Consider the following 25,939-nt stretch of genomic DNA (forward strand, 5'->3'; position numbering starts at 1 on the left):
TATGTACCTTTGCAAATCCGGGCTTGCGGTCCGGTCTTACCCCTTCGCCAGACATGCTGGCGCAGGGGCACGCATGGACGGTTTCGGGGCTTTCACCGCTCAGCCCCCGTTTATCAGGAAAGGCGGCCCGGCGGGCCGAATGGCAGACAGATGGAGATGATGGACACCCTATTGCTGTCGCGGATCCAGTTCGCGGCGAATATCTCGTTCCATATCCTTTTTCCCACGATCACCATCGCCCTTGGCTGGGTGCTGGTCTTTTTCAAATGGCGCTATGCCCGGACCAATGAACAGGTCTGGATGGACGCCTATTTCTTCTGGGTCAAAATCTTCGCCCTGTCCTTTGCCATGGGGGTCGTGTCCGGCATCACCATGTCGTTCCAGTTCGGCACCAACTGGCCCGGCTTCATGGAAAGCGTCGGCAATATCGCGGGGCCCCTGCTGGCCTATGAGATCATGACCGCCTTCTTCATGGAGGCCGTGTTCCTTGGCATCATGCTGTTCGGCTTCAGCCGCGTGCCGGGTTGGGCACATACCGGGGCGACCGTTCTGGTCGCCGTGGGCACAACCATGTCGACCTTCTGGATCCTGGTGCTGAACAGCTGGATGCACACGCCCCAGGGCTTCGAGATGCGTGACGGCGTGGCCCATGCCACCGACTGGTTCGCGATCATCTTCAACCCCTCGATGCCCTACCGCCTTGTGCATGTGCTGCTGGCCTCGGGTCTGACCGTGGGCTTCCTGATCGCGGGCATGTCCGCCCTGCGCTGGGTCATGGGCGAACGCAGCGCGGAAGTGCGCAAATCGCTGCGCCTTGGCGTGATCATGGGCGCCTCGATCATCCCGCTGCAGATCTATGCCGGTGACATGCACGGGTTGAACACGCTGGAATACCAGCCTGCGAAAGTGGCCGCGATGGAGGGCAACTGGGAAACGCAAGGCAATGTGCCCCTGCTGCTGTTCGCACTGCCCGACGAGGAGGCGCGCGAGAACCGGTTCGAGATCGGCATTCCCTCGGGCGCAAGCCTCATCCTGACCCATCGTCTGGACGGCGAGGTGCCGGGCCTGAACGACTTCGTGGCTGAAGACGGGACTGTCCTGCACCCGCCCGTCAACGCTGTCTTCTGGTCCTTCCGCGTGATGGTGGGTACCGGCATGGCGATGCTGGTGCTGTCCTGGGCGGCGCTGTTCCTGATGCGCCGCGGCCGGGGCATCGAAGGGCTGCCGCGCCCGGTGGTCTGGGCCTTCCTGCCGATGGCCTTCTCGGGCTGGCTGGCGACACTGGCGGGCTGGTACACCACCGAAATCGGGCGTCAGCCCTGGCTGGTGACCGGTGTCCTCAGCACCGATGCCGCCGTGGGTGACGTGCCGCCCGCGCTTGTCGCCTCGACGCTGGTGGCCTACCTGGTGATCTACGCAGCGTTGCTGGTCGCCTATGTCAGCGTGCTGGTCTACCTGGCCCGCCGCAAGGCCAAGGGGGCGTCCGTCCCCGAGGCAGGCCGCCCGATAAGCGGCGCGATCCAGTCCATCCCGGCGGAGTGACCATCATGATGACCCTCCTTGGTGATCCCGCCGTCTGGCTGCCCGTGGTCTTTGCCGCGCTGATGGGCCTGTCGATCCTGATCTACGTGGTGCTGGACGGCTTCGACCTGGGCGTGGGGATCCTTACCCCCCTCGGGAACGAGGCCGAGAAAGACCGCATGGTCGCCTCGATCGGCCCCTTCTGGGATGCGAACGAAACCTGGCTGGTGATGGCGGTCGGCCTGCTGCTGGTCGCCTTCCCGGCGGCCCATGGCACCATCCTGACGGCGCTTTACCTGCCCGTGGCGATCATGCTGATCGGCCTGATCCTGCGCGGCACGGCCTTCGAATTCCGCGCCAAGGTGGCGCTTCCCAAGAAAAAGGCGTGGAACATGGCGTTCTTCGCAGGCTCGATCATGACCTCGATGGCGCAGGGCTACATGCTGGGCCTCTATGTCATGGGTCTGGACAACAGCTGGTCCTCGCAGGCCTTCGCGCTTCTGACAGCCGTATTCCTGACCGTCGGCTACAGCTTCATCGGCGCCTGCTGGCTGATCCTCAAGGCCGAGGGGGCGTTGCAACTGAAAGCGGTGAAATGGGCGCGCGGCGGGATATGGGGCGTCGTGCTGGGTGTAGGCGCGATCTCGCTTGCCACCCCGCTGGTCAGCCCACGCATCTGGGAGCGGTGGTTCTCGATCCCCGAGTTTTTCCTGCTCGCGCCCCTTCCGCTGATGTCCGCGGCGCTGATCCTGGGTATCTGGGCGGTCCTGCGGCGACTGCCCACGGTCAACGACAGCTTCGCATGGTTGCCCTTTGCCGGGGCAAGCGCGCTGTTCGTGCTGGCCTTCACGGGCCTTGCCTATTCCTTCTACCCCTATGTGGTGCCGGAAAAACTGACGATCTACGATGCCGCATCGGCCCCGGAAAGCCTGATGATCATCCTCGTGGGTGCGCTGATCGTGATCCCGGTGATCGCGGGCTATTCGGCGCTGGCCTATTACATCTTCCGCGGCAAGGCCCGCGACCTGCGCTACGACTGATCCAGCCCCCGCAGCGACGGCGCATCCCGCGTCTGGGCCGTCACGCTGCGGGCCGTGATCTGCTTGCCAGTCCTCGCATCGACCAGAACCGGCGCGATCGGCGCGCCGGTCTCCTTCGAGACCAGCGTGACCGAAGGCTCGCCGGGCGGCGGCACATGCGCATTCGCCCAAGCGATCAGCGACACCAGGACCGGATAAAGCGCTTTGCCGCGCTCTGTCAGCCGGTATTCATGCCGCAGCGGGCGTTCCTGATAAGGCTCGCGGCGCAACACGCCCGCCGCCTCCAGCTTGCGCAACCTGTCCGCCAGAATATGGCGCGTGATGCCAAGCCGTTCCTGCATCTGTTCGAACCGGCGAATACCCAAAAAGCAATCACGCAGCACCAGCATGGTCCAACGGTCGCCCACGACGGACAGGCCACGGGCAACCGGACAGGCATCGCTTTCAAGATCGTTCCATTTCATGCCCGGATCATAGCAAGGATTGACAGGTTCCAAAAGAGAACTTAGCACAGTTCCAAATCAGAACTCACTTGGTGACGCCCTGTGATGACCCGGTGACGATCCTGTCACGCAGCGCGCAAAGGGGCAGCCTTGCACAAGATCATGGAACGCGCAGACGGATGGACGCACAGCCCACAGCGGTGGCAAGGCTGATGCGCACCGCCGCCGCGCCCACCTTGCCCCCCGAGGCCGCAGCCCGCGCGCAAGCCGCCCGGATGCACCTGCTCCTCGAAGCGCCGATCGCCCCGACCCTGGCCAGGCTGGCCGCGCCCAATGTCCTGGCGATGTTCGTGCAGGCCGCGCAAAGCATCGCCGAGGCGTATTTCGCAAGCCTTCTGGGACTGACGGCCCTTGCCGGGCTGGCGCTGGTCTTTCCGCTGGTCATGCTGACGCAGATGCTGTCGGCGGGGGCCATCGGCGGCGCGATCTCTGCCGCCATTTCCCGCGCGCTGGGGGCGGCGAACCCCGCACGCGCCGCAACGCTGACCCTCACCGCCGGGCTGATCGCCATCGGCCTTGCGCTGGTCATGGCGCTGCTGGTCGCCGTCTTCGGCGCGCGGTTCTTCACCCTGCTCGGGGGCGGGCCCGATACGGTCGCGGCGGCCACGCAATACGCGATGGTGTTCTTTCCGGGCTGTGTGGCGATCTGGCTCTGCAATGCAGCACTCAGCGTGATCCGGGGCACCGGCAACATGACCCTGCCCGCGACGCTGCTGCTTCTGGTCTCGGCGATCTCGGTCCCGCTGGCGGGTGGTTTCGCGCTGGGATGGGGGCCGCTGCCCGCACTGGGCATGACGGGTCTGGCGCTGGGTCCGGTCGTGGCCTTCGCGGTGGGCGCCTGCATCGCCATCGGCCATATCGCCATGAGCCGGGCAGGTTTCACCCTTGCAGGCGCGGCACGACGGCTTGACCCCGGCATGTTCCGCGACATCCTGGGCGTCGGCGCGATGGCCTCGATCAACACCGTCCTGACCACCGCCACGATCATCATGATGACCGCCCTTGTCGGCCGCTTCGGCGAGGGCGCGCTGGCAGGCTACGGCCTGGGCGCGCGGCTGGAATTCCTGATGATCCCGGTGATCTTCGGGATCGGTGCCGCGATGACCGCCATGATCGGGGCCAATATCGGTGCAGGCCGCACCGACCGCGCACTGCGTGTGGCATGGACGGGCGCGGGGGCGGCAGCGGGCATCGTCGGCAGCATCGGCCTTGGGCTGGCCGTGTTTCCGGACCTCTGGCTGGGCATGTTCCTTGATCCCGCGAATACCGCCGCCCTTGATGCCGGACGCAGCTATTTCCGCCTTGTCGCACCGTTCTATGCCTTTTTCGGACTGGGCCTTGCGCTCTATTTCGCGTCGCAGGGGGCGGGCCGGATGCTGTGGCCGGTGCTCAGCAGCCTTGCCCGCATGGCCGTCGCACTCGGCGGCGCGGTGCTGCTGATGCGCGCCACCGATTTGGGGGTGGATGGTGTCTTTCTGGCCATCGGGATGGCCATGCTGGTCTATGGGATGGTGATCGCGCTGGCCATCTGGCAGGGTGGCTGGACAAGAAAAGAGCCGTGAAGCCAGCCCGCGTTGCGGATGTCGCAGGGGCATACCCCACCGCCTGCCCAGTCTCCATGAACGCGGCGGCAGTCAAACGCGGCTGCACCGGACCCAAGCCTCGTGCAGTATCCAGCCATCCGAAGGCGGGCGGCGCGTTTTGACGCGCCACCCCTGCACTGTCACGCCGCCTGTGACACCCGCTCGCTGACCGACAGGTCAACCCAGGCGCCACCCTCGTAGCGCAGGACCTCGCCCTTGGCCGCATCGGTCGCCATCAGCGCCAGCCAGCCATTGTCGAACAGGGCCTTCACGCCGGGGCGACTATCCAGAATATCAAGGATCGCCTGCGCCGGGGCCTCGATCATCACGGTCAGGCGCAGCGGATCATGCTGCAACGCCTCGCCATCATGCACCGACTGCCAGGGCAGACCGGCGCGCAACATCCCGCCGTTGCCTTCGATCACGCCGATCCCGCCGGTCACGTTATGCAGCAGCTTGTTGCCCGCCCCGTAAGCCTGCGGCGCCACGGACGAGCCGTAATACTGCAGCGAGATCCAGCTGGCCACCACTACCGGGGCGGTCAGGATCAGCTCCAGCACGCCAAAGCCCGCGTCAGCCTGCCAGACATAATCATGCAGGAACGCCCGGCCGCCCAGGTCGATCCCGGCAGTGTGACGGCGCGGCGCAGCGATGAAGGCCGCACAGCCCGCAAGGCCCCATTCCGGGCGCAGTTCCGACCAGTCGCCGCCGCGCAGGGCCAGCGCCTCGGGCGCCTCCGCGCGCGGCAGACGCGCCGCACGCTCGGCCCGCGCCAGCCGCCCGGCCTGGTCCAGCGCCGCCCGCAGCCGCGCAAGATCGGCGGCATGATCGGGCAGGGCCTGATCCTCATAGAGCGTCACCCGGTCCGACACCGTGTCATGCAGCCCCGCGACAAAGCGCGTATCGGCCGGGATCTCGATCCCCTTGGAAATCAGCCCCGCGCGCACCGCGCTGTCGTTCAGAAGCCCCGCCAGCAACCGCGCGTTCACATCGCCCGCATGGCCCCCGCAGGCGCCGCATTGCAGCGCGCTGGCGTGGGGCGCGTTCGTGACGCCCGCGCCATGCCCCGCGATCAGAACCAGCCGCGCAAAATCGCGGGTCAGCGACATGGCCGACAGGATCGTGACCGCCGCCCCGATCCGCGCCTCGAGCGGCAGATCGGTGGTTGGTGCGGGGCCAGCGGGCGCGGCCTTGGCGCGCGTGGCGGTATCCTTCAGCAGCTTGGCGACATAGAGCGGGCCCGCCGCCTCGACAAAGGCGAAGGCCGACACGGATGCCATGCGGAACCGCCCCCAGGCACGGGTGGCCCGAGCCGCGATGCGCGCACCCAGATCGTCATCCGCCGCGCCCGAGGACCGGCTTTCGACACCCGGCTGCAGCAGAACCGGCGCGCGCGCCTCGACCACGTCCGAGGCAAATCCCCGATGCGCCGCCGCCAGGCCGAAGAAGCCCGCGAAACCGATGGTACGGATGCCCGCGTCACTCGCCTCCAGCGCCCGGCGGAACACTTCTGACCGCACGTCGATGCAGAAGGCCGCCTGGATCGCCGGTGCCTGATCGCTGTCCACTGCCGCCGCATCCACGGCACCAGCGGCCAGCCGCGTCAGCAGCCTGCGCTCCTCGGACCGCTCAAGCGCGTCCTGCAAGGCGGCGTCGATCAGATCGTCCCGACCCGCTTGCGCGGGCACGGCATAGGTCGCAAGCGTGTCCGCCCAAGAGGCCTCGATCTGGTCGCGATGCGCCTCGAACAGGATCATGTCCCAGAGCAGGCGGATGGTCAGGCATTCGAACAGCACGCCGTCCCGCGCGCCATCCCGCTGGGCCAGCCAATCCAGATGCCTTGCGTATTGGCCCCAGCCTTCCAGATCCATCAGCAGACGGTGGAAATAGTCCGGCGCGCTGTCGGGCGTGACGCCCAGCGCCCGGCAGGCCTCGGCAAAGGCCGCGCGCGGGTCATGCGGCAGAACAGACACCCGCAGGCAGCTGTCCCGCAGACCGGCAATCCCCGGCACCAGGTCCCGGCTGGCAAAGGCCCGCCAAGAGGCATAGGCCGATCCCTCCAGCGCGGGCCACAGCGCCTGCCCCTGGTCGAAATGCGCCGCCGCCCATGTGGCGATCCGGTCGCGCGCCAGATCGGCCCAATCACGCCCGGCCGCGCGTGCAGCAAGGTCAGCCGCCGTCGGATAGGCCTGCGGCCTCGGCGTGTCCTGGGTCGCGGCCTGCGCCAGATCTGCGGGCTTCAGCCCATGGGCGCGCGCCGCCGTCTGCAGCGCGGCCGGATCGATCCGGCCCTGTGCGATCAGGTCGGCATAATCGGCACGGTCGCGGAAGATGCGCAGCCCGCCCACGCGGCCCAGGATCGCCGCCGTCTGCGCCCGGTCCTGTCCCGCCTGTCCCAGGAAGGGATTGACGGCCACGGTGGCGGCCAGCGGAAAGGCCGGCGGGATCATTCCGGCCGCGCCTTGGGCCAGGGCGAAAAGTTCAAGCTCGGGTCCGGTAAAGGTCAGGGAAGGAGCGTTCACAGCATCATCCTTTCGAGGCGCGCCACTGGCCGATCATCCGGTCCGTCAGCGCATTGAGGTAAAGTCCGTTCATCAGGTGCACCCGCAGGCCCATGGCGGCCGGGTGACCCGCCCATAGCGGGAATGTCGCCTGCGCCACCGACGCCAGCCCGAAGCTGCCGACAGCCAGCACCAGCGTCGCCCAGATCAGCCCGTCCGCGGGGGGCGGCGCGGGCAAGGTGCCCGCCGACAGGGCCGTGATGCCCGCCTGCAATCCGAAATAGGCCAGCGTGGCCGCGCCCGACATGGCGACGGTGCGGATCGTCAGCGGCCAGGGTGCCAGGTCCGCCAGACCCTGCGCGATCAGATAGGCCACGCCGAAGATCAGGATCGCGCCCAGCGCCACGGTCTGCACCGGCTTGTCCATGATCCCGAACATCAGCCCCACGACCGCGTAGATCGCAAGCGCCAGACCAAAGGCCCGCCCCACCGCGCGCAGATCGGGGATTGCCACGGGGCCGGGGCGCCGGATGCGGCCCACCTGTTCCACTGCGCCGCCCGAGGCAAGGAACGCGTGCGCCTTATACAGCGAATGCGCCACGATATGCAGCAGCGCCAGCGGAAACAGCGCAAGGCCGATCTGCAGCACCATGAAGCCCATCTGCGCGCAGGTCGACCAGGCCAGCGCGGTCTTGACCGAAGGTTGCGTCAGGGCCACCGCAGCGCCAACCAAGGCGCTGAAGCCACCGATCAGCGCCAGAAGCGCCAGCACGCCGGGCGCGGCCAGCAGCACATCGGCAAAGCGGATCAGCAGGAAACCACCGGCGTTCACTACGCCCGCATGCAGCAGGGCCGATACGGGCGTCGGGGCCTCCATTACCTCGGTCAACCAGCCATGGGTCGGGATCAAGGCGGATTTGAACACCGCCGCCACCGCCAGCAGCAAGGCCGCCAGCCACAGGGTCGCGGGTGTCTGGCCCGCCTGCACCGCTTGCGCGATCGCCGCGATATCGCCGGTGCCGAAGGCCTGGATCATCAGAACCGCGGCCAGCAGCAGGGCCGCCGTGCCAAGGATCCCGCTGACCGTCTTCTTGCGCGCCGCGCGCTGCGCCCGCGGCCGGTCGGGATAGAACAGGATCAGGCGGTGCAGTCCCAGCCCCACCATCGCCCATGCCAGCACCAGCTGCACCAGGTTGCCGGCACTCACCAGCAGCAGCACCGCGGCCAGCGTTGCCGCCATCATCGCCATGAAACCGCTCTGCCCCGCTTCGCCGTCCAGCGCCTTGCGCGAGAACCGCAGCACGATCCATCCCACGAAGGACACGGTCAGCAGCATCGCGACCGAGACGATGTCGACCCTTGCGGCAAAGCCAAGGGCCAGAATCCCCGGCAAGCCGAGGGTGACCGGCCCCCCGACCGCCAGCAGCACCGCAGCGCCAAGGGCACAGGCCATCGCCAGCAGGGCGGCCCATTCGGGCAGATGCAGACGGATCTGCGCGCGGCCCACCGGGTGCAGCGTCAGATCAAGGGCAACCAGGGCAAGCGCCAAGGGCGCGAGATAGGCAAGAAGGGTCATGGCGGGCTCTCCTGTCAAAGCTGCCCGTCAGATAGCACCGTCGCAAAACACTAAAAAATTCATTGTTTTTATAAAACCGTTCTGTTTTATAAAACCATGGCCGACCTCAACTATCATCACCTGCGGTATTTCCGCGAGATTGCCCATATGGGCAACCTGACCCGCGCGGCGGAACGGCTGAACCTGTCGCAATCGGCCCTCTCGATCCAGTTGCGCCAGCTGGAGGATCGGCTGGGCCATCCCCTTTTCACCCGCAGCGGGCGCAGCCTGATCCTGACCGAGGCGGGCCGGATCGCACTGGATCACGCCGATCGCATCTTCGGCGCGGGCGAGGAACTGATCGCGACCCTGCGCCAGACCGGCGAGGTGCAGCAACCCCTGCGCGTGGGCGCACAATCCACCCTCTCGCGGAATTTCCAGCTGGCTTTCCTGCGCCCTGTCCTGACCGGCGGCGAGACCGAGATCATCCTGCGCTCGGGCAGCAGCGCCGTTCTTCTCGAGGCGTTGACCGCGCTGGCGTTGGACGTGGTTCTGACCAACGAGCCCCCGCATCGCGACGGCGGCGCGGATCTGGTGACGCATCGCATCTCGGAACAGCCCATCGGGCTTTACGGTACCGCCGCGCGCATGGCGCCCCATGCGACACTGGCCGATCTTCTGCGCAACGAGCCGGTGATCCTGCCGACCGAAAGCACGATCCGCAGCGGCTTCGACAGCCTCGTGGCCCGGCTGGACGTGACGCCCCGGATCGCGGCAGAGGTCGATGACATGGCCATGGTCCGCCTTCTGGCGCGCGAAAACATGGGGCTGGCCATCGCGCCCGCCGTGGTTCTGACCGATGAAATCCGGGCAGGCCTGCTGCAGGCCGCCCCCTATGAGCTGGACATCATCGAAGGTTTCTACGCGGTGACCGCACGGCGCAGTTTTCCGCATCCCCTGCTGCGGACGCTTCTGGACAGCTGAGGCCGCGCAGGTGTCGGCACAAGGCGCGCGGAATTGCCTGCCAGACGCCTGCGGCCTATAAGATGGAACGACACAGCGGCCGGCCCGGGCCGCATCACCAATCCCGCAGCAGGGAAAGAATGCTTATGGACAGACGGTCATTCCTCAAGGCAACGGCCATGGGCGCGGCAGCCGGGACCGTCGCGGCACTTGCGGCACCGGCGCTGTCCCAAGGCCGCATTGCCTGGCGGATGCAGGCCAGCGCCGTTCCCACGGCGGCAGATGACACGGCAGAGGCGCAAAGCCTGGCCGCGCGGATCGACACGCTCAGCGAGGGACAGTTGACCGTTCAATTGGTCGCGCCCGCGCCGTCCGCAGCCCCCGGCGCGGCGCTGGATGCGGTGATCGCCGGGCGCGCGCAGATGGGGCACGGCCCGGTAAATGACTGGCAGAACAGATCCGGGGCGCTGCCCTTTCTGGCCGGCATGCCCTTCGGCCTGACCGCGCCCGAGATGGCGACATGGCTGCAGACCCCCGAGACCCAAGCGCTGGCGGATGCGGTGCATGCGCCCTTCGGGGTCAAGGTCTTTCCGTGCGGCGACACTGGCCCGCAGTCCGGCGGCTGGTTCCGCACCGCCCTTGCGGGGATCGAGGATCTGCAGGGCCTGCGCCTGCTGAGTGCCGGGCTTTCTGCGCAGGTCTGGCGCATGATGGGCCTGTCACCTGTTGCCATGGCGGCGGATGAAACACTGGCGGCCTTGCTGGCCGGCGCGCTGGACGGGATCGAATTTGCCGGTGCCGCGCGGGATCTGGACATGGGGTTCCACGCGGCCTGCAAGCATTATTACGCCATGTCATTTACCCGACCAGCAACAGCCCGTGGGCTGATCATCGACAAACATGCCTATCGTGACCTGCCCCAATCCCTTCAAGCCGTCCTGCAGCGCGCCTGCGCCGAGGCACATCGCGACAGCCTGGCCAGAAGCACCGCACGCGACACGGCGGCACGGCAAAGCATGACGGCATCCCATGGCGTGGCACTCCATCCGGTCTTTCCCGACAGCGTCCTGCAAGCGGGCGGCAAGGCCGCGTCCGAAATCATCCGGGCGCTGCGCGACAGCACCGATCCCCTGGTGCGACGCACCGCCGAAAGCTATCTGGTGGCGCTTGGGTCCATGCCACCGCAGGCCGATGGCGCCGATGCGGCCTATCTTGCCGCACGGGCGCGTTTCCTGCTGATCTGAGGATCGCGAAAGGCAACGCCGCGTGCCCGGCTTTCGGGCAGATCGGCGGGCTTGTGGAACGCGATGGCGCAAGGCAAGGGCCGCGCCCCCCGATTTCTCTTGTGCCGCGTCCTGCAAGGCCGCAGATCTATGCACAACAGCATGAACGCGGATGCATGATCATGACGGACAGGCCCCGGACAGCCGCAGGCATGGGCCATAACGCGCCCCCCGAGCCTGTCAGCCTCTGGCACAAGCACATGTGGGAACGTGCGCGCGCCGAACAGGCCGCCAAGCGCCCGCCCATGGCCGTTGTCCGCATGCAGATGGCGCGCGCGGCCGAACTGGGGATGGGTTATGCCGATTACGCCGCCTTGCATCGCACGGCCGGGCGCGATCCGGCCGGGTTGATCTTTACCCCTGCCGCCTTGAACCTGCGCCTTGCGCGGCGGCTGGTGCTGCCCGATGCGGTGCGCGCGCATCTGGCGCGGCTGCGCGATTGTCACCTTCTGGCGCTCGCCCCAGAAGGCGAAGCCCCGGAGGCGTTTCTCGAGGAATTGCGCGATGTCTCGGACTTGCCCTTCGCCACGGCGGCCGCCATGCCCTCGGCGCAGAGTTCCTGGTCAGGCCTGGTGCAGGCGATCCGGTCGGCGCTTGATCCGCTCAGGCTGCCGGGTTCGGCGCTCGCGCTGATCGGCGCATTGCCCGCCGAGGAACGGATTTGCGCAGGGCTGTGCACGGCGGGACGGCTGGCTGGCGTGCTGGACAGCAACACCTATTTCCGCCCCGCCGGCTGATGCGTCAGTTCTGATCCGGCGCGATCTTGTCCTGGGTGCGCAGATCGAAATCACTGGCGTCGTGACGCTCGTGCAGTTGCAGCGCCGGATCACCGAAGGCACGGTTCACCATGCGCCCCCGCTTGACCGCAGGCCGCGCGTCGATCTTCTCGGCCCAGGCCATGACATGGGTGTAGGAAGTCACGTCCAGGAATTCCGCCGCCTCGTAAAGCCGCCCCAGCACCAACTGGCCATACCAGGCCCAGATCGCCATGTCCGCGATCGTATAGTCATCCCCCGCCATATAGGCGTGTTCGGCCAGGTGCCGGTCCAGCACATCCAGCTGGCGCTTTGTCTCCATCGCGAAACGGTCGATGCAATATTCGAACTTCTCGGGCGCATAGGCGTAGAAATGGCCGAAACCGCCGCCCAGATAGGGCGCACTGCCCATCTGCCAGAACAGCCATGACAGGCACTCGGTCCGCGCCGCATGATCGGTCGGCAGGAAGGCCCCGAACTTTTCCGCAAGGTAAAGCAGGATCGCACCGGATTCGAAGACGCGCTGCGGGGTGGCGCCACTACGATCCTCAAGCGCGGGGATCTTCGAGTTGGGGTTGATCCCCACGAAACCGCTGCCGAACTGGTCGCCTTCGTTGATGCGGATCAGCCAGGCATCATATTCCGCCCCTGTATGCCCTGCGGCCAGCAGTTCCTCGAGCATCACGGTGACCTTGACCCCATTGGGCGTGGCCAGCGAATAAAGCTGGAACGGATGTTTTCCGACCGGCAGGTCCTTGTCATGGGTGGCCCCCGCGATGGGGCGGTTGATATTGGCGAAACGGCCGCCGTTGCCGGGGGTCCAGGTCCAGACTTTGGGAGGGGTATAGGTCATGGGTCACTCTCGCTTTGCGTTGGTCTGCGGGGAACCTAGTGCATGGCGCGGGCAGACACACCCCCCTTGCGGGACAGAGTTTCGTGATCAGTCGCGCCGCTCGCGTTCGGGGTGCCAGTAGCGTTGCATCATCAGATAGGTGAACGAGGCCGACCATGTGATCAGCAGGAACCCGTTCAGCGCCTCAAGCCCGACGATCATGCGGATGGGGCCGTAGGGATGGATTTCGCCGATACCCAGCGTGGTATAGCTGGTCAGGGAAAAATAGAAATAATCCAGCGCGGTCCCCTCGAAGACACCACCGATACCGCCAAATCCTTCGAATTGCAGCAAGACCGCATAGGCCACCGCGTAAAGGCCGATTTCAAGGATATGGCCGATCATGCAGGCGATGATCACCACAAGAACCCGCTGGCGTGCCCGGATCGGCAGATCGGGCAGCAGCTTGCCGGTGATGCGCAGCACCTCGTAATGGATCAGCACGGTTGCGCCCAGAAGAAACAGCGCAATAAGGATGATCGTCAGAAGGATCACAAGGGCCTTCCCTCAGACAAGGATGCCGCGCCCTGCCTTGTCACTCGGCCCATTCCCAGGGGCGGGTGAAGGCCCCTAGCACATGGCCGACCTCGTCGTCATGCACGACACCGGTGCGGCTGACACGGGCGACCAGACCACGTTTCTTGTCATCGACCACCTCGATGACGCTGGCGTTCAGCCGCGCCTCCTCCAGCGCCGCATTGTAGACGCGGGTGATGGCGCGCTTGCGCAGATCGGGCTTGAAGACCTTGCCGACGGCCGTCTTGGGCAGTTCCGGCAGCACTTCGACGAATTTCGGCAGGGCCGCGCGCTCGTGCACGTGGATCTTGCAATGCTCGACCAGCTCGGCCCCCGTCACCGTGCCACCCGCGACCAGTTCAACATAGGCGCAGGGCAGTTCGCCCGCATGGGCGTCGGGCTGGCCGATGGCACCGGCAAAGGCCACATCCCTGTGCGCCAGCAGCGCCTCCTCGATCTCGGCGGGGTCGATGTTGTGCCCACCGCGAATGATCAGGTCCTTGGCGCGACCCGTGATCCACATGTAGCCATCGGCGTCGATCCGGCCCAGATCGCCGGTCCGCAGGAACCGGTCGTAGTGGTAAAGATCGCGGTTCTTGTCTTCCTCGGTATAGGTGTTGCCGGCCCAGACACCGGGGTTGGCGATGCAGATCTCGCCCACCTCGTCGGCCGCACATTCCACCGGCGCACCATCGACGGTCTTGAGGATCTTGACCTCGGTATAGGGAAAGCGGATGCCGACCGATCCCACCTTCTTTTCGCCGTCCACAGGGTTGACCGACACGAGGCAGGTGGCTTCGGTCAGACCGTAGCCTTCCACGATGGTCACACCGGTTGCAGCCTCGAAGCGCTTGAACAGTTCCAGCGGCAAGGGCGCCGAGCCCGAGAACGAGGTCTTGACCGTGGATACATCCGCATCGACCGGGCGCTGCATCAGCGCCGAAATGGCCGTGGGCACGGTGATGATGAAGGTGATCTTCCAACGCTCGATCAGCTTCCAGAAATTGTCGAACACGCCCTCGCCGCGATACCCCGCAGGCGTCGGGAACACCACATGCGCACCCGAATAGATCACGGCCATCATGATCACGTGGCAGGCAAAGACGTGGAACATGGGCAAGGGGCAGATCACGTTGTCTTCGGGCGTGTAAAGCAGCGTGCCGCCCAGCCAGCCGTTATAGATGATCCCCGAATAGCGATGCTGCGCGACCTTGGGCATGCCGGTGGTGCCGCCGGTATGGAAATAGGCGGCAACCCGGTCGCCCGCGCTGTCGGCAAAGGCCAGCGTCTTGGGCTGGCGCGCCAGTTCGGCGTTGAAATTCTTGACATCGGCATGATGGTTGCCGGGGTTCTTGGGGCGCACAAGCGGCACGATCCAGGATTTCGGCGGAGTCAGGTAGCGATTGAGATCCACCTCAAGCACCGTGTGCACGCCGGGGGCATGGCGCACCGCTTCGGCGGTCTTTTGCGCCACGTCGGTCTTGGGGAACGCCTTGAGCGTGACGACGACCTTGGCCTTGGTCTCGCGCAGGATGGCGCCGATCTGTTCAGGCTCAAGCAGCGGATTGATCGGGTTGATGATCCCCGCAATGGCACCGCCGAGGATGGTCAGAACCGTCTCGTTGCAGTTGGGCAGGACGCAAGCGACCACATCGCCCTCACCGATGCCGAGGCTGCGGAACAGGTTCGCCGCCTGACAGGTCTTTTCATGCAGCTGCGTCCAGTTGAGTGTTTCGGCCTTGTCGGTCGGACCGCTGAGCAGCTGGAACGTGACGGCCTTGCCCAGAGGGACCTTGTCACGCGTCTGGCTCAGCATCTGATAAAGGGTCTTGGGCACGTCGCGTTCGGCCCATGGCATCTCGGTTTCAAGCGCGATCGTATCTGCGACAGATGCAAAACCCATCTCGGTCCTCCCCTGGGGACCGCGATGGCGGCCCGTACCTCATCCTCGGTGGATAATGTGGAAGGGATTTCGTCAGGATACAAGAGCGAGGCTGCCAAGATGGCGTGACGTCAGGGCTGAACGGGGCCGAATTCGTGCGGGGCCAAACTCCGCATTTCTGCAGGAAACCACGGACGACCCCATGCGCCCCCACAAGCGCAAAGGCAGGCAGCGCCCTACCCCTTGCGACCTGCCACAGCACGGACCACCCTGCCTGCCAGGCCTGCGATCAGTGAAAGAACCAGACAGGCCATCGCTGCCGTCAGCAAGGCGAACTTGACCGCCGCCGCACCGGAATAGGCCAGGGCCAGAATCTGCGGGATCGCCTCGGGCCGGGTCAGCATCCCGAAGGACAGCAGGTTCTCCAACGCGTCGAAACCGGCCCCCGCCACGCCAAGGATCGCCGCGGCCACACCCAGCCGCCAGCCCCAGTCGCCCGCGCGGTTGATCTTTCCCCCAATCGCGCCGCAAGCAGCCCAAGGAACACGGCAACCGCCATCACCGCAGCGATGAACCCGAAGTCGATGAACTGGGTCTGCCAATAGATCGGCAATGTCCCGGCGTCGCGCATATGCGCATAATAGCCCTCGATGACCTGTGCATCGAAAGCCAGCTGTCCGGTTGCATAGTCGACAGGGTGGCGTGATGCCGCATAGCTGGCGTCCAGCCGGGCCTTGATCCATTGAAATCCAGCAAAAGCAAGGGCCGAGGCCGCCAGATGGGCGACCAGCGGCATGCGGGTAACGACCGAAAACATACGATTCTCCATTTTACATTCCACGGAATGTTTTTTATATTCCTTGTTATGCAAAGCAATCAGAAAACGCAGCAGCCGCCTCCTCCCGCTCGTTTCGGCCAGCAATTGGGCATCGTGACGTCACTTTATCGTGGGCTGATCGAACGACTTCTGGCACCGCATGATGTGACTTGGGCGCAATTTGCGCTTCTGCTTCATCTGGCGCGGCAGGGCAGGCCCAGCCGGATCTCGGATATCGCCCATGCGATCGAGGTCACCCAACCGGCTGTGACCAAGGTGGTGCAGAAGTTCCTCAGGCAGAACCTTGTCGAGATCGCGCGCGATGACCAAGACGCCCGCAACCGGCCCGTGCGCATCACCGCACTCGGGCTGGATCGTCTCGCGGCGATCCAGGGCTCCTTCGGCCCCATGTTCAATGACTTGCTGGCAGGCTGGTCCGAGCAGGACCTTGAGCGGCTGATCATTGACCTGACACGGATCACCCAAAGGCTGACCGAGATGAACAAATCAGCGTCAACTCGCGATGAGGCAGAATAGCTTGACGCCAGCGTCCCTTGTCCCGGCAACCCCCGCCGGGGTCAGCCGCCGAGTATATCGCCCAAGGTGTCGCGCATGGCATAGATCGTCGATGCGATCACCAGCGCGCCGACGATCATCATGATCGCATAGGCGAAAAGCTGGATGCCGATGGCGGCGGCGCCAAGGCCGATCCCCGACAGCGCTGCGCGCTTGTGTTCATGCCGGATCAGGCTGGCCACACCAAGCACCACGGCAAATCCGGCAAGCACGCCCACGGCGACCGCAAGATGATCGTCGATGGTGCGCGGGATCGCGGCAGGGCCCGGTTGCGGTTGCCCGGCGACGGAACGCGCGGCCGATTTGGCGATCTCGGCTGCCAACTCGCCGATGCTGACGCCGGCCGATTGCTGCGGGGCGAAGGGCCCGGCCCAGAACAGCACAAGCGTCAGGACAAGCGCGGCGGCACCGGCGGCAAAGCCGGACCAGCCAAGCGGCGCGCGGGTGTCGATCGATGTGTCGGACATGCTGTGCGGCTCCAATTTTCAGCCCCATGGCGATAGCGGCGTTTTGTGGCACCAATAAGACCGGCTTCGCCCACAAGCTGCGCCACAGGGGCCCAAGCGTTAAAAATTGCCTAACGCGCCCGGCCAAGCCCTTGAAATCGCTTGATCTGCAAAATGTCCCATCGTGGGACGGCCCCCGACAGCCCAAAAACAGAAGGCCGCCCGAAGGCGGCCCCTGCCCGTCTTTTGCTGCCGATCAGGCGGACTTGCCGCCCGGGATCCGCAGGACCTGGCCGGGATAGATCTTGTCCGGATGGGTCAGCATCGGCTTGTTGGCCTCGAATATCTCGGGATAGCGGTTGGCGCTGCCCAGCGTCTTCTTCGCGATGGCCGACAGGGTGTCACCCTTCTCGACCGTGTGGAACACGGCATCGTCGGCCTCGGCCGCTTCGACCTCGGCCACGCCCTCGACGTTGCCGACGGCCAGGATGACCTTCTCGCGCTCCTCGCTACTCAGGCTGCCACCCGACACGGTGACCTTGTCACCCTCGACGGTGATTTCGGCGCCCTTGGTATCCAGGCCCAGGTCGGCCACTTCCTTTTTCAGCGCCTCGGCGCTGGGGGCAGCATCCCCGCCACCCGCAACCTTCTTGCCGGATTTCTTCCAGAAATTGAATAGTCCCATCTGTCTGTCCTTTCACTCACCCGTCCCCTCCCGTGCAAGAGGGCACTCATAACGCGGTGAACCTTTCGACAGAGTGAGACCGCTGGCAAGCACTAATTCACGCCGCATGCGCTCCGTCGGTGAACTGAAGCCGCGCCAGACGGGCATAAAGCCCGCCTTCGGCCACCAGCGCGTCATGGGTGCCTTGCGCCACGATGCGCCCACCATCCAGCACGACGATGCGATCTGCCTTCTTCACGGTCGCCAGCCTGTGCGCCACGATGATCGTGGTGCGCCCCTGCGACAGGGCGTCAACGGCCATCTGGACCGCGCGTTCGCTTTCCGCATCCAGCGCGGATGTCGCCTCGTCCAGCAGCAGCACGGGGGCATCGCGCAGGATGGCGCGGGCAATGGCGATGCGCTGCTTCTGGCCGCCCGACAGCATCACGCCGCGTTCGCCGACCTGCGCGTCATACCCGTCGGGCAATGCCATGATGAAATCATGGGCCGCCGCCGCCTGCGCCGCCGCCTCGACCTCGGCATCGCTGGCCTCGGGGCGGCCGAAGCGGATGTTCTCGCGCGCGGTGGTGGCAAAGATCACCGGATCCTGCGGCACCAGCGCCATGTGGCGGCGGAAGTCCTCGCGCCGCATGGCATCCAGCGCCACGCCGTCCAGCAGGATGCGCCCCGCGCTGGGATCGTAAAAGCGCAGCAGCGTCTGAATGATCGTTGTCTTGCCTGCGCCCGACGGGCCCACCAGCGCGACGGTCTCGCCTGGTTCGATCACCAGGTCGACATGATCCAGCGCCGGGATCTCGGGCCGGGCAGGATAGCGGAAACTGACACCCTCATAGGCGATGCGCCCGCGCACGGGCGACGGCAGCGGCAGGGGCGCAGCCGGATCCTTGACCGGATCATCCGTATTCAGCAGTTCGGCCAGACGTTCCGTGGCGCCCGCCGCGCGCTGCAATTCGCCCCAGATTTCCGACAGCGCGCCCACGGCGCCCGCGACCATCACCGCATAGATCACGAACTGGATCAGCGCGCCCGCGGACATGGCACCCGCGCGCACGTCCCGCGCGCCCATCCACAGCACGCCGACGATCCCGGTGAAGACCAGAAATATCACGATCACGGTCATCAGGGCGCGGGTATTCACCCGCTTGCGCGCCGCGTCGAAGCTCAACTCGGTCACGTCGCCGAAGGCGCGGCGCGTGGCCTCTTCATGGGTGAAGGCCTGCACGGTCTGCACGCTTGACAGCGCCTCGGAGGCATTGCCTGAGCTGGCCGCGATCCAGTCCTGGTTCTCGCGGCTGAGCACGCGCAGACGCCGCCCCAGCACAAGGATCGGCACGATCACCGCCGGCACGATCAGCAGCACCAGCCCCGTCAGCTTGGACGAGGTGAAGAGCATCAGCACCAGCCCCCCCATGAACAGCAGAAGGTTGCGCAGCGCGATCGAGATCGACGAGCCGATGACCGACTGGATCAGCGTCGTGTCGGTGGTGATCCGGCTGAGGACCTCGCCGGTCATGATGTTTTCATAGAATGCCGGGGACATGCCCAGAACGCGGTCGAACACCGCCTTGCGGATATCGGCCACGACCCGTTCGCCCAGCCGCGTGACCAGCAGGTAACGCAGCCCGGTGCCCAGTGCCAGCAGACCCGCGATGCCCAGCGCCGCCATGAAATACAGATCCAGCAACGCGCCGTCCTCGGCGTTGAAATTGTCCACGACCCGGCGCACCGCCAGCGGCAGCACCAGCGAGACGCAGGCGGTCAGCACCAGCGCCAGAATGGCCGCGACCAGCAGCGGGCGATAGGGCCGCAGGAATGGCCAAAGAGCGGCCAGCGCGCCGATATGTTTCGATTTCGCGCGTTCCTGTTCGGCTGTGATCCCCGGTGCGGCCATGCATCTTTTCCTTCTTGTCCTGCGACAGCGGTTTAAGCCCTGGGGCGGCGCGGGGCAAGCGGCAGTCCTGTCGCGGGTCATTTGTCCGCGACCCTGCGACTTTAGCGGGTTGATTTCCGGGGGCGATCCCGCACTATGGACGCCCCGGCGGGGTCAAGCGACGGCACTTTGTCAAGCCGCACCCGCCGCAGGACAATCATGTGGGGAGGAGACCCGATGACCACTTTGACACGCCGCGGGGCCATGGGCCTTCTGGGTGGGGCAGCCGCCCTGCCGATGCTGGGCCGTCCGGCCCTGGCCAATACCAAACTCAACATCGGCGCGCTGAACTTCACCAGCCATGCCGCCAGCTTCGTCGCCTATGAGCGCGGCTATTTCGCCGCCGAGGGCTTTGACGTCGAGTTCAAGTTCTTCCAGGCCGCACAGCCGATGGCGGTGGCCATCGCCTCGGGCGATGCGGACTATGCCGTCACGGCAATCTCGGGCGGGTTGATCTCGCTGGCGGAAAAGGGCGCGGTCAAGGTGATCGGCGGCTCGCTGTCCGAGGAAAAGGGCATCGACGGCCAGAAGATCCTTGTCTCGGACGCGGCTTACCAGGCGGGTCTGACCAGCCCCGCGATGCTGGGTGGCAAGAAATTCGGCGTGACGCAGGCGGGATCGTCCTTCCACTACATGGGCTCCAAGATCGCCGCCGCCGAAGGCGTCGAGGTGGAATTCGTGCCCCTGCAGAAGGTGGGCGCGGTGATCGGTGCGCTGAAGACCGGGCAGATCGACGCCTGGACCATCGTGCCGCATATCGCCAAACCGCTGGCCGCCGGACCCGAGGTGCACATCATCGGCGATGTGGCCGATTACCTGCCCGACTACCAGGTCACGACCATCTTCACCTCGCAGACCAACGCCAGCGCCGAACGCGCCAAGACCGAAGCCGTGCTGCGCGCCCTGTCGAAAGGGGCGGCCGATTTCAACGCGGCACTGGTCGACAAGACCACATCCGAGCCCGAGATGGAGGAGATGGTCAAGCTGATCCACAAATACGTCAACGCCGACAAACCCTATGAGGCGGCACGCGGGTCGATCATCAACGGCGCGATGCGTCTGAATGCCGATTCCGCGCTGAACACGACCTCGGTCAAGGATCAGCTGGACTGGTTCATCGCCGAAGGCCTGGTCAAGGACAGCATCACGATGGATGTGCTGGTCGATCCGTCCTACGTGCAGACGATGTAAGCCAAGGGGCGCATGACAACCGGGCGGCGCGTGACCCGCGCCGCCCCTCGGGAACAGCAACGATGGATCTTTACCTTGACCGCATCTCGCACCGCTACGGCGCGGTCGAGGTCCTGTCCGACATCAGCCTGACGATCCCGCAGGGCCGGATCGTCTGTATCGTCGGGCCGTCAGGCTGCGGCAAGTCCACGCTTTTGCGGATGATCGGCGGGCTGGAACGCCCCGACGCAGGCGCGGTGCTGCAACAGGGCGACGCACCCGACGGATGCCTGAACCCGCTGACCTTCGTCTTCCAGGATTTCGCGCTGCTGCCATGGCGGACAGTGGCGGGCAACGTCGAACTGGTTCTCGAGGATCATGCCCTGCCCCGCGACAGGCGCGACCGGATCGTGGCCGATGTGCTGGCGCGCACCAAGCTGTCGGATTTTCGCGATGCCCTGCCCAAGCAACTGTCGGGCGGGATGAAGCAGCGCGTGGCGATCGCGCGCGCGCTGGCCGTGAACCCTGCGGTGATGCTGATGGATGAGCCTTTGTCGGCGCTGGATGCGCAGACGCGCGAATTGCTGATGGGCGACCTGATCGCGCTCTGGACCCGTGCCCCCTTCACCGCCGTCTATGTCACGCACAACCTGGCCGAAGCCGTGCGCCTGGGCCACCGGATCGTGGTGCTGTCGCGCCGCCCCGGCCGCATCCGCGAGGTGGTCAGCATCGACACGCCGCTGGCCGATCGTCGCGCGGGCGATCCCGCGCTCGAGGCGCATCAGGCGCGGCTCTGGCAATTGATGCGCGACGAGGCCGAGGCCGCCGACAAGGAGTTGAGCGATGTCTGACATGCCGATGGCAAGCCGGTCGCCTTCATCCGACGGATCGCGCCCCGTTCCGTTCCGGGGCGGCGGCTTCAAGCCGGTGCGCGTCCGCTACCTGGGCGCCGTGGTGATCGTGGTGCTGATCGCGCTGATCGAATGGGGCACGCGGACGGGGGTCATCTCGAACCTGACGCTGCCGCGCCCCTCGGACGTGCTGGGGACGTTCCGCGACCTTTGGGTTTCGGGGCTGTTGTGGGAGCATCTGCTGCCGTCGCTGTCGCGCCTGGCGGTGGGATCTGCGCTTGGCGTCAGTGCGGGCATCGCGGTCGGCGTGATGATCGGCCTTTTCAGCATTGCGCGGGCGGGGCTTGTGCCGCTGGTGGCGGCGATCTTTCCGATCCCCAAGATCGCGCTGCTGCCGCTGTTCGTGATCTGGTTCGGCATCGACGAGGGGTCGAAATATGCCCTCATCGCCTTTGGCACCTTCACGCCCACGGTGGTGTCGACCTATGGCGCGGTCGACAACGTGGACCGCACCCTGATCCGCATGGGGCAAAGCTTCGGCCTGGGCTGGTGGTCCATCGTGCGCAAGATCGTGTTGCCGGGGGCGCTGCCCGGCATCCTGTCGGGCCTCAGGATCAGCCTGTCGATCGGGATCATCCTGCTGGTCGCCGCCGAGATGCTTGGCGCGCGCTACGGCATCGGGGCCTATATCCTTGAGGCCGGATCGCTTTATGACCTTGAGCGGCTGTTCGCGGGCGTGGTGATCCTGTCGGCGCTGGGGGTACTGACCTCGGCCGCCATCGGCTGGGCGGAGCGGCGCCTGCTAAGCTGGCGCGTCTGACGGCCATCACCCTCAAGGTCAGTATTCGCAGAACGATGAAGGACGGGCGCGCCCTTTCATCGTTCCCCAAATACCCGGTCGCGCCCGCGCCTCAGGGGCGGACGATCCGGTTGCGCAGGACGCCGATCCCCTCGATCTCAAGTTCGAACACATCGCCGGGGGAAAGACGCCGGCCCGTTTCCAGACCGCAGCCGGTGCCGACGGTGCCCGACCCGATGACCTCGCCGGGATAAAGCGTTTCAGAGGCCGATATGTGTTCGATGATCCGCGCAAAGCCGTGATGCATGGCGCGCGAATTGCCCCCGCCCCAGCGGTCGCCGTTCACCCGCAGTTCCATGTCCAGTGCCGCGGGATGGGCGATCTCGTCCGCCGTCACGATCCAGGGGCCGAGGATGTTGCCGGTATCGAAATCCTTGCCCTTGGCGGGGCCAAGCTGCCCCGGCATCTCGCGCATCTGGGCATCGCGGGCGCTGACGTCGTTGAGGATCGTGTAGCCCCAGATGTGACCCGGCGCATCGGCGGCGGCGATGTCCTTGCCGCCCTTGCCGATGACGATGGCCATTTCCAGTTCGACATCCAGATGTTCGGCGTAGGATGGCCAGATCACATCCTGATCCGCGCCGATAAAGGACATCCGGTTGCCCTTGTAATAGATCGGCTGGTCATACCAGACCGGCGGGATGGCAAAGGCGCGGCCCGTCATCTTTTCTGCCTGGGCGAAGGAATTGACCAGATGTTCCTCGAAGACCAGACAGTCGCGGTATTGCACGGGCCGGATCGGGCAGCGCATCTGCGCATCGCCCAGCGCGATCACCGCGCGTCCTGCGGGGTCCGCCAGGGCTGCGCGCACGGCGTCCAGCCCATCGTCCCCGGCTTCGACCAGTTCGACCATGTCGCGCAGCATCAGCCCCGCGGCGCGCAGATCCAGCAGGCGGTCCGCGTCGATGACGGCCACGGGTTTTTCCACATCGGCGTGAAAGATAGTTCCCAGTTTCATGGCGCCCCTACTCCTCGAATATCGCGACGGCGCGGGTAAAGCCCGCCGATCCGCCCTTCAGTTTCACCGGAAAGCAGCTGATGGTGAACCCCGTCGCGGGCAGGCTTTCCAGGTTGCTGAGCTTTTCCATGTGGCAATAGCCGATGTCGATCGAGGCGCGGTGCCCCTCCCAGATGATGGAAGGATCGTGGGTTTCGGCCCATTTCCGGGCCGTATGCGAAAAGGGCGCATCCCAGGACCAGGCATCGGTGCCCGTCACCCGCACGCCACGTTTCAGCAGATACATCGTCGCCTCGCGCCCCATGCCGCAACCGCTGTCGACATAATCGGGCTGGCCGTATTTCGCCCCGGCTGCGGTGTTGACCACGACAATGTCCAGCGGTTGCAACTCATGCCCGATGCGGGCCAGTTCCGCCTCGACCTCGGCGGCGCTGACCAGATGGCCGTCGGGCAGATGCCGGAAATCCAGCTTGACGCCGGGGTTCATGCACCAGTCCAGCGGCACCTCGTCGATGGTGATCGCGCGCTTGCCGCCGTCCATCGTCGAATGGTGATGATATGGTGCATCCAGATGGGTGCCGTTGTGGCTGCTGATACGCAGCATCTCGACGGCCCAGCCATCGCCGCCGGGCAGGTCATCGACCGTCAGGCCCGGAAAGAAGCCCGCGATCTGCCCCGCAGTCATCTTGTGATCCAGATAGTCGATCTGCGGCAACATGATCGGCGGATCGCTGGCGACCCCCGCCTCGAGCGGGATGGAGATATCGACGAACCTGCGTGTCATGATGCACCCTCCTGTGGCTTGCTGTTTCAGCGCCCCGGCACAAGACCGATGGCGATGACGGGAAAGACAATGACCAGCGCCAGCACCGCCAGCATGATCAGCGCGAAGGGGGCAGCCCCCTTGAAGATGTCGGCCAGCGTGATCGCGGGATCATCCAGCGTGGCCTTGATCACATAGACGGATATGCCGAAGGGAGGCGTCAGCAGCCCGATCTCGACGGCCAGCACGGTGACGATGCCGAACCAGACCAGATCGACGCCCATCGGCACCACCACCGGCAGCATCAGCGGCACAAGGATCAGCATGATCGAGGAGCTGTCGAGGATCATGCCCAGCGCGATCACGATCAGCGCATAAAGGATCGTCAGCCCCCAGAAGCCCAGATCAGCCCCCGCCGCCCATGCCCCCAGCCCCGCCGGCACACCCGACAGGGCCAGCATCCGCGAATACATCTGCGCCGCGATGATCAGGAAGCAGACGGTGGCCGTGACCAGCCCCGTTTCCACCAGCACCCGCCACAGCCCCGCCAGCGTCAGGCGGCGCAGCGCCACCCCGATCAGCAGCGCCCCGATGGAACCGACGGCCCCGGCCTCGACCGGGGTGAAAAGACCACCGTAGATGCCGCCCAGCACCAGCGCGATCAGCAGGGCGATGGGCAATCCCTTGGCCAGCAGGACGCGCGGCGGCAGCGCCTCGGGCGCGCCCTCGGGGCGGCCTACGAAACCGGGCGTGAAGATCGCCATCAGCACGATGCCCCCCGCGAAGAACAGTGCCAGCAGCAGACCCGGCCCGATGCCTGCGATGAACAGGTCCCCGATGCTTTGTTCCGTCAGGATGCCGTAGAGGATCAGCAGCAGCGAGGGCGGGATCATCATGCCCAGCACGCTGGAGCCTGCGACCACCCCCACCGCAAAGCGCGGAGCATATCCGTGGCGGATCATCTGCGGTACGGCGATCTTGGTGAAGACCGCCGCCGAGGCAATGGAAATGCCGGTGATCGCGGCAAAGATCGCATTCGCCCCGACCGTGCCCACGCCCAGCCCGCCCTTCAGGCGGCGGAACATGGCATTGGCCACGTCGAAGGCGTCACGCCCCAATCCCGCCTCGGCCACGATGAAGCCCATCAGCACGAACAGCGGGACCACGCCGAAGAAATAGCTGGAGATCGCGTCATTCGCCGCCAGCGCCATCAGCTTGGACGCCAGAAGCGGCGAGCCCTTGATCGCCCAGACCCCAAGGAAGGAACAAAGCATCAGCGCGATGGGCACGAAAAGCCCCGCAAGCACCGAGACGAACATCGCGACCAGCGCGATCAGGCCGATCTCGAATGGCGTCATCCCTGCGCCTCCGCCTCGGGCGGCAAGGCCCAGCGCCGCAGGATGCGGGCGGCGAATTGCAGGATCAGCATGCTGCCGCCGATCAGAATGGTCAGCTTCACCGGCCAGGTGGGGGCGGTGAAATCGCCCAGCGCGCCGATGAATTCGCCGCGTTCCCAGGCGCGGACAAAAATCGGCCATGTGGTGCTGACGATCACCCAGACCACGGCCATGGACACCAGATCAAAGAGGGTCTCGAGCCATTTCCCGGTCAGGGGGCTGCGCCGTTCCAGCCATGACAGCAGCGCATCGGACCGGGTCAGGCGACCGGCACGAAGCGCCTGGGGGATCTGCAGGAACACGATCGCGACGATGGACAGCGTGACCAGTTCGGGCACGCCTGCCACAGGCGCACCCGCCAGGTTGCGCCCTGCCACATCGACCCCCACAAGGATCATCAAGAGCAGGATCAACCCCGACCCGATCACGTTCAGCGCCTGCGTCACCCCATCCAGAAGGCGCAACGCAAGGCCAAGCAATGGGCGCATGCCGC

General features: G+C 65.8%; 24 protein-coding genes. 10 read left to right on the forward strand and 14 right to left on the reverse strand.

Annotated elements, in window-relative coordinates:
- Window positions 1-150 precede the first annotated feature (150 nt).
- Together ACMUJL_RS04935 and ACMUJL_RS04940 are read left to right on the forward strand one after the other, a co-directional pair.
- Complete coding sequence (locus tag ACMUJL_RS04935) at window positions 151-1,542, forward strand: cytochrome ubiquinol oxidase subunit I (protein WP_375570041.1); 1,392 nt, start codon at window positions 151-153, stop codon at window positions 1,540-1,542.
- Between the two features lie 8 nt (window positions 1,543-1,550).
- Window positions 1,551-2,561 (forward strand): cytochrome d ubiquinol oxidase subunit II, encoded by a 1,011-nt coding sequence (locus ACMUJL_RS04940; RefSeq protein WP_375574002.1) that lies wholly within the window; start codon window positions 1,551-1,553, stop codon window positions 2,559-2,561.
- Here the strand turns inward: ACMUJL_RS04940 and ACMUJL_RS04945 are convergent.
- Window positions 2,552-3,025, reverse strand: coding sequence for a winged helix-turn-helix transcriptional regulator (locus ACMUJL_RS04945; protein WP_375570039.1), 474 nt, complete (start codon window positions 3,023-3,025; stop codon window positions 2,552-2,554). The two genes, ACMUJL_RS04940 and ACMUJL_RS04945, sit on opposite strands and share 10 nt — an antisense overlap.
- Window positions 3,026-3,183: 158 nt before the next feature.
- Here ACMUJL_RS04945 and ACMUJL_RS04950 point away from each other — a divergent pair, with 158 nt between their 5' ends.
- Window positions 3,184-4,626 (forward strand): MATE family efflux transporter, encoded by a 1,443-nt coding sequence (locus tag ACMUJL_RS04950; protein ID WP_375570037.1) that lies wholly within the window; start codon window positions 3,184-3,186, stop codon window positions 4,624-4,626.
- 161 nt (window positions 4,627-4,787) lie between these two features.
- On the opposite strand, the gene ACMUJL_RS04955 is transcribed toward ACMUJL_RS04950, so the two are convergent.
- Together ACMUJL_RS04955 and ACMUJL_RS04960 are read right to left on the reverse strand one after the other, a co-directional pair.
- Window positions 4,788-7,169 carry a YbcC family protein gene (locus tag ACMUJL_RS04955; RefSeq protein WP_375570035.1) on the reverse strand — a complete coding sequence of 794 codons (2,382 nt, stop codon included), beginning with the start codon at window positions 7,167-7,169 and terminating at the stop codon, window positions 4,788-4,790.
- 4 nt (window positions 7,170-7,173) lie between these two features.
- The gene (locus ACMUJL_RS04960; RefSeq protein WP_375570033.1) at window positions 7,174-8,724 is read right to left on the reverse strand and encodes a proton-conducting transporter membrane subunit; all 1,551 of its coding nucleotides are present in this window, start codon (window positions 8,722-8,724) and stop codon (window positions 7,174-7,176) included.
- Between the two features lie 96 nt (window positions 8,725-8,820).
- Between ACMUJL_RS04960 and ACMUJL_RS04965 the strand changes: the two genes are divergently transcribed.
- From ACMUJL_RS04965 to ACMUJL_RS04975, 3 genes are all read left to right on the forward strand, one after another.
- Window positions 8,821-9,687 carry a LysR family transcriptional regulator gene (locus ACMUJL_RS04965; RefSeq protein ID WP_068294806.1) on the forward strand — a complete coding sequence of 289 codons (867 nt, stop codon included), beginning with the start codon at window positions 8,821-8,823 and terminating at the stop codon, window positions 9,685-9,687.
- Between the two features lie 125 nt (window positions 9,688-9,812).
- On the forward strand, window positions 9,813-10,910 hold the full coding sequence (locus ACMUJL_RS04970; protein WP_375570031.1) for a twin-arginine translocation signal domain-containing protein: 1,098 nt from the start codon (window positions 9,813-9,815) through the stop codon (window positions 10,908-10,910).
- A 161-nt stretch (window positions 10,911-11,071) separates the two neighbouring features.
- A complete protein-coding gene (locus tag ACMUJL_RS04975; protein ID WP_138177225.1) occupies window positions 11,072-11,686 on the forward strand; it encodes a hypothetical protein in 615 nt (204 codons plus the stop codon).
- Window positions 11,687-11,690: 4 nt separating this feature from the next.
- On the opposite strand, the gene yghU is transcribed toward ACMUJL_RS04975, so the two are convergent.
- From yghU to ACMUJL_RS04995, 4 genes are all read right to left on the reverse strand, one after another.
- Window positions 11,691-12,557, reverse strand: a complete 867-nt coding sequence (yghU, locus tag ACMUJL_RS04980; RefSeq protein WP_375570028.1) for a glutathione-dependent disulfide-bond oxidoreductase — start codon at window positions 12,555-12,557, stop codon at window positions 11,691-11,693.
- An 87-nt stretch (window positions 12,558-12,644) separates the two neighbouring features.
- Window positions 12,645-13,091 carry an ion channel gene (locus ACMUJL_RS04985; RefSeq protein ID WP_375570026.1) on the reverse strand — a complete coding sequence of 149 codons (447 nt, stop codon included), beginning with the start codon at window positions 13,089-13,091 and terminating at the stop codon, window positions 12,645-12,647.
- Between the two features lie 40 nt (window positions 13,092-13,131).
- Entirely contained in the window at window positions 13,132-15,015 is a 1,884-nt protein-coding gene (locus ACMUJL_RS04990; RefSeq protein ID WP_068294819.1) for an acyl-CoA synthetase, read from the reverse strand.
- Window positions 15,016-15,230: 215 nt separating this feature from the next.
- Window positions 15,231-15,596 carry a hypothetical protein gene (locus ACMUJL_RS04995; protein ID WP_375570024.1) on the reverse strand — a complete coding sequence of 122 codons (366 nt, stop codon included), beginning with the start codon at window positions 15,594-15,596 and terminating at the stop codon, window positions 15,231-15,233.
- Between the two features lie 176 nt (window positions 15,597-15,772).
- Here ACMUJL_RS04995 and ACMUJL_RS05000 point away from each other — a divergent pair, with 176 nt between their 5' ends.
- On the forward strand, window positions 15,773-16,348 hold the full coding sequence (locus tag ACMUJL_RS05000) for a MarR family winged helix-turn-helix transcriptional regulator (RefSeq protein WP_375570022.1): 576 nt from the start codon (window positions 15,773-15,775) through the stop codon (window positions 16,346-16,348).
- A 41-nt stretch (window positions 16,349-16,389) separates the two neighbouring features.
- Here the strand turns inward: ACMUJL_RS05000 and ACMUJL_RS05005 are convergent, their stop codons facing one another.
- From ACMUJL_RS05005 to ACMUJL_RS05015, 3 genes are all read right to left on the reverse strand, one after another.
- Window positions 16,390-16,854, reverse strand: a complete 465-nt coding sequence (locus ACMUJL_RS05005) for a hypothetical protein (protein ID WP_375570020.1) — start codon at window positions 16,852-16,854, stop codon at window positions 16,390-16,392.
- 235 nt (window positions 16,855-17,089) lie between these two features.
- A complete protein-coding gene (gene lysM / locus ACMUJL_RS05010) occupies window positions 17,090-17,518 on the reverse strand; it encodes a peptidoglycan-binding protein LysM (RefSeq protein ID WP_068294830.1) in 429 nt (142 codons plus the stop codon).
- Window positions 17,519-17,615: 97 nt separating this feature from the next.
- Window positions 17,616-19,409 (reverse strand): ABC transporter transmembrane domain-containing protein, encoded by a 1,794-nt coding sequence (locus ACMUJL_RS05015; RefSeq protein WP_375570017.1) that lies wholly within the window; start codon window positions 19,407-19,409, stop codon window positions 17,616-17,618.
- A 216-nt stretch (window positions 19,410-19,625) separates the two neighbouring features.
- Here ACMUJL_RS05015 and ACMUJL_RS05020 point away from each other — a divergent pair, with 216 nt between their 5' ends.
- The 3 genes from ACMUJL_RS05020 (at window position 19,626) to ACMUJL_RS05030 (ending at window position 22,289) form a co-directional block, all read left to right on the forward strand.
- The gene (locus ACMUJL_RS05020) at window positions 19,626-20,639 is read left to right on the forward strand and encodes an ABC transporter substrate-binding protein (protein WP_375570015.1); all 1,014 of its coding nucleotides are present in this window, start codon (window positions 19,626-19,628) and stop codon (window positions 20,637-20,639) included.
- A 62-nt stretch (window positions 20,640-20,701) separates the two neighbouring features.
- Complete coding sequence (locus tag ACMUJL_RS05025) at window positions 20,702-21,469, forward strand: ABC transporter ATP-binding protein (RefSeq protein ID WP_375570013.1); 768 nt, start codon at window positions 20,702-20,704, stop codon at window positions 21,467-21,469.
- On the forward strand, window positions 21,462-22,289 hold the full coding sequence (locus ACMUJL_RS05030; protein WP_375570011.1) for an ABC transporter permease: 828 nt from the start codon (window positions 21,462-21,464) through the stop codon (window positions 22,287-22,289). Before ACMUJL_RS05025 ends, ACMUJL_RS05030 begins: the two co-directional genes overlap by 8 nt.
- A gap of 91 nt (window positions 22,290-22,380) precedes the next feature.
- On the opposite strand, the gene ACMUJL_RS05035 is transcribed toward ACMUJL_RS05030, so the two are convergent.
- Genes ACMUJL_RS05035 through ACMUJL_RS05050 form a run of 4 tightly spaced genes read right to left on the reverse strand, consistent with a single transcriptional unit; the run spans window position 22,381 to window position 25,934 of the window.
- Window positions 22,381-23,286 carry a fumarylacetoacetate hydrolase family protein gene (locus tag ACMUJL_RS05035; RefSeq protein WP_375570009.1) on the reverse strand — a complete coding sequence of 302 codons (906 nt, stop codon included), beginning with the start codon at window positions 23,284-23,286 and terminating at the stop codon, window positions 22,381-22,383.
- A 7-nt stretch (window positions 23,287-23,293) separates the two neighbouring features.
- Window positions 23,294-24,070 (reverse strand): cyclase family protein, encoded by a 777-nt coding sequence (locus ACMUJL_RS05040; protein WP_375570007.1) that lies wholly within the window; start codon window positions 24,068-24,070, stop codon window positions 23,294-23,296.
- Window positions 24,071-24,096: 26 nt separating this feature from the next.
- Window positions 24,097-25,407, reverse strand: a complete 1,311-nt coding sequence (locus ACMUJL_RS05045) for a TRAP transporter large permease (RefSeq protein WP_375570005.1) — start codon at window positions 25,405-25,407, stop codon at window positions 24,097-24,099.
- Window positions 25,404-25,934 carry a TRAP transporter small permease subunit gene (locus tag ACMUJL_RS05050; protein ID WP_375570003.1) on the reverse strand — a complete coding sequence of 177 codons (531 nt, stop codon included), beginning with the start codon at window positions 25,932-25,934 and terminating at the stop codon, window positions 25,404-25,406. Before ACMUJL_RS05050 ends, ACMUJL_RS05045 begins: the two co-directional genes overlap by 4 nt.
- Window positions 25,935-25,939 lie beyond the last annotated feature (5 nt).

The organism is Seohaeicola sp. (genome assembly GCF_048006315.1).
In the GTDB taxonomy this organism is placed as follows: domain Bacteria; phylum Pseudomonadota; class Alphaproteobacteria; order Rhodobacterales; family Rhodobacteraceae; genus Seohaeicola.

Coding starts and splice junctions, on each gene's coding strand:
- ACMUJL_RS04935 (WP_375570041.1), top strand. CDS start 151: ATGGAGATGATGGACACCCTATTGCTGTCGCGGATCCAGTTCGCGGCG.
- ACMUJL_RS04940 (WP_375574002.1), top strand. CDS start 1,551: ATGACCCTCCTTGGTGATCCCGCCGTCTGGCTGCCCGTGGTCTTTGCC.
- ACMUJL_RS04945 (WP_375570039.1), bottom strand. CDS start 3,025: ATGAAATGGAACGATCTTGAAAGCGATGCCTGTCCGGTTGCCCGTGGC.
- ACMUJL_RS04950 (WP_375570037.1), top strand. CDS start 3,184: ATGGACGCACAGCCCACAGCGGTGGCAAGGCTGATGCGCACCGCCGCC.
- ACMUJL_RS04960 (WP_375570033.1), bottom strand. CDS start 8,724: ATGACCCTTCTTGCCTATCTCGCGCCCTTGGCGCTTGCCCTGGTTGCC.
- ACMUJL_RS04965 (WP_068294806.1), top strand. CDS start 8,821: ATGGCCGACCTCAACTATCATCACCTGCGGTATTTCCGCGAGATTGCC.
- ACMUJL_RS04970 (WP_375570031.1), top strand. CDS start 9,813: ATGGACAGACGGTCATTCCTCAAGGCAACGGCCATGGGCGCGGCAGCC.
- ACMUJL_RS04975 (WP_138177225.1), top strand. CDS start 11,072: ATGACGGACAGGCCCCGGACAGCCGCAGGCATGGGCCATAACGCGCCC.
- yghU (WP_375570028.1), bottom strand. CDS start 12,557: ATGACCTATACCCCTCCCAAAGTCTGGACCTGGACCCCCGGCAACGGC.
- ACMUJL_RS04990 (WP_068294819.1), bottom strand. CDS start 15,015: ATGGGTTTTGCATCTGTCGCAGATACGATCGCGCTTGAAACCGAGATG.
- ACMUJL_RS05000 (WP_375570022.1), top strand. CDS start 15,773: ATGGGCGACCAGCGGCATGCGGGTAACGACCGAAAACATACGATTCTC.
- ACMUJL_RS05005 (WP_375570020.1), bottom strand. CDS start 16,854: ATGTCCGACACATCGATCGACACCCGCGCGCCGCTTGGCTGGTCCGGC.
- lysM (WP_068294830.1), bottom strand. CDS start 17,518: ATGGGACTATTCAATTTCTGGAAGAAATCCGGCAAGAAGGTTGCGGGT.
- ACMUJL_RS05015 (WP_375570017.1), bottom strand. CDS start 19,409: ATGGCCGCACCGGGGATCACAGCCGAACAGGAACGCGCGAAATCGAAA.
- ACMUJL_RS05020 (WP_375570015.1), top strand. CDS start 19,626: ATGACCACTTTGACACGCCGCGGGGCCATGGGCCTTCTGGGTGGGGCA.
- ACMUJL_RS05025 (WP_375570013.1), top strand. CDS start 20,702: ATGGATCTTTACCTTGACCGCATCTCGCACCGCTACGGCGCGGTCGAG.
- ACMUJL_RS05030 (WP_375570011.1), top strand. CDS start 21,462: ATGTCTGACATGCCGATGGCAAGCCGGTCGCCTTCATCCGACGGATCG.
- ACMUJL_RS05035 (WP_375570009.1), bottom strand. CDS start 23,286: ATGAAACTGGGAACTATCTTTCACGCCGATGTGGAAAAACCCGTGGCC.
- ACMUJL_RS05040 (WP_375570007.1), bottom strand. CDS start 24,070: ATGACACGCAGGTTCGTCGATATCTCCATCCCGCTCGAGGCGGGGGTC.
- ACMUJL_RS05045 (WP_375570005.1), bottom strand. CDS start 25,407: ATGACGCCATTCGAGATCGGCCTGATCGCGCTGGTCGCGATGTTCGTC.
- ACMUJL_RS05050 (WP_375570003.1), bottom strand. CDS start 25,934: ATGCGCCCATTGCTTGGCCTTGCGTTGCGCCTTCTGGATGGGGTGACG.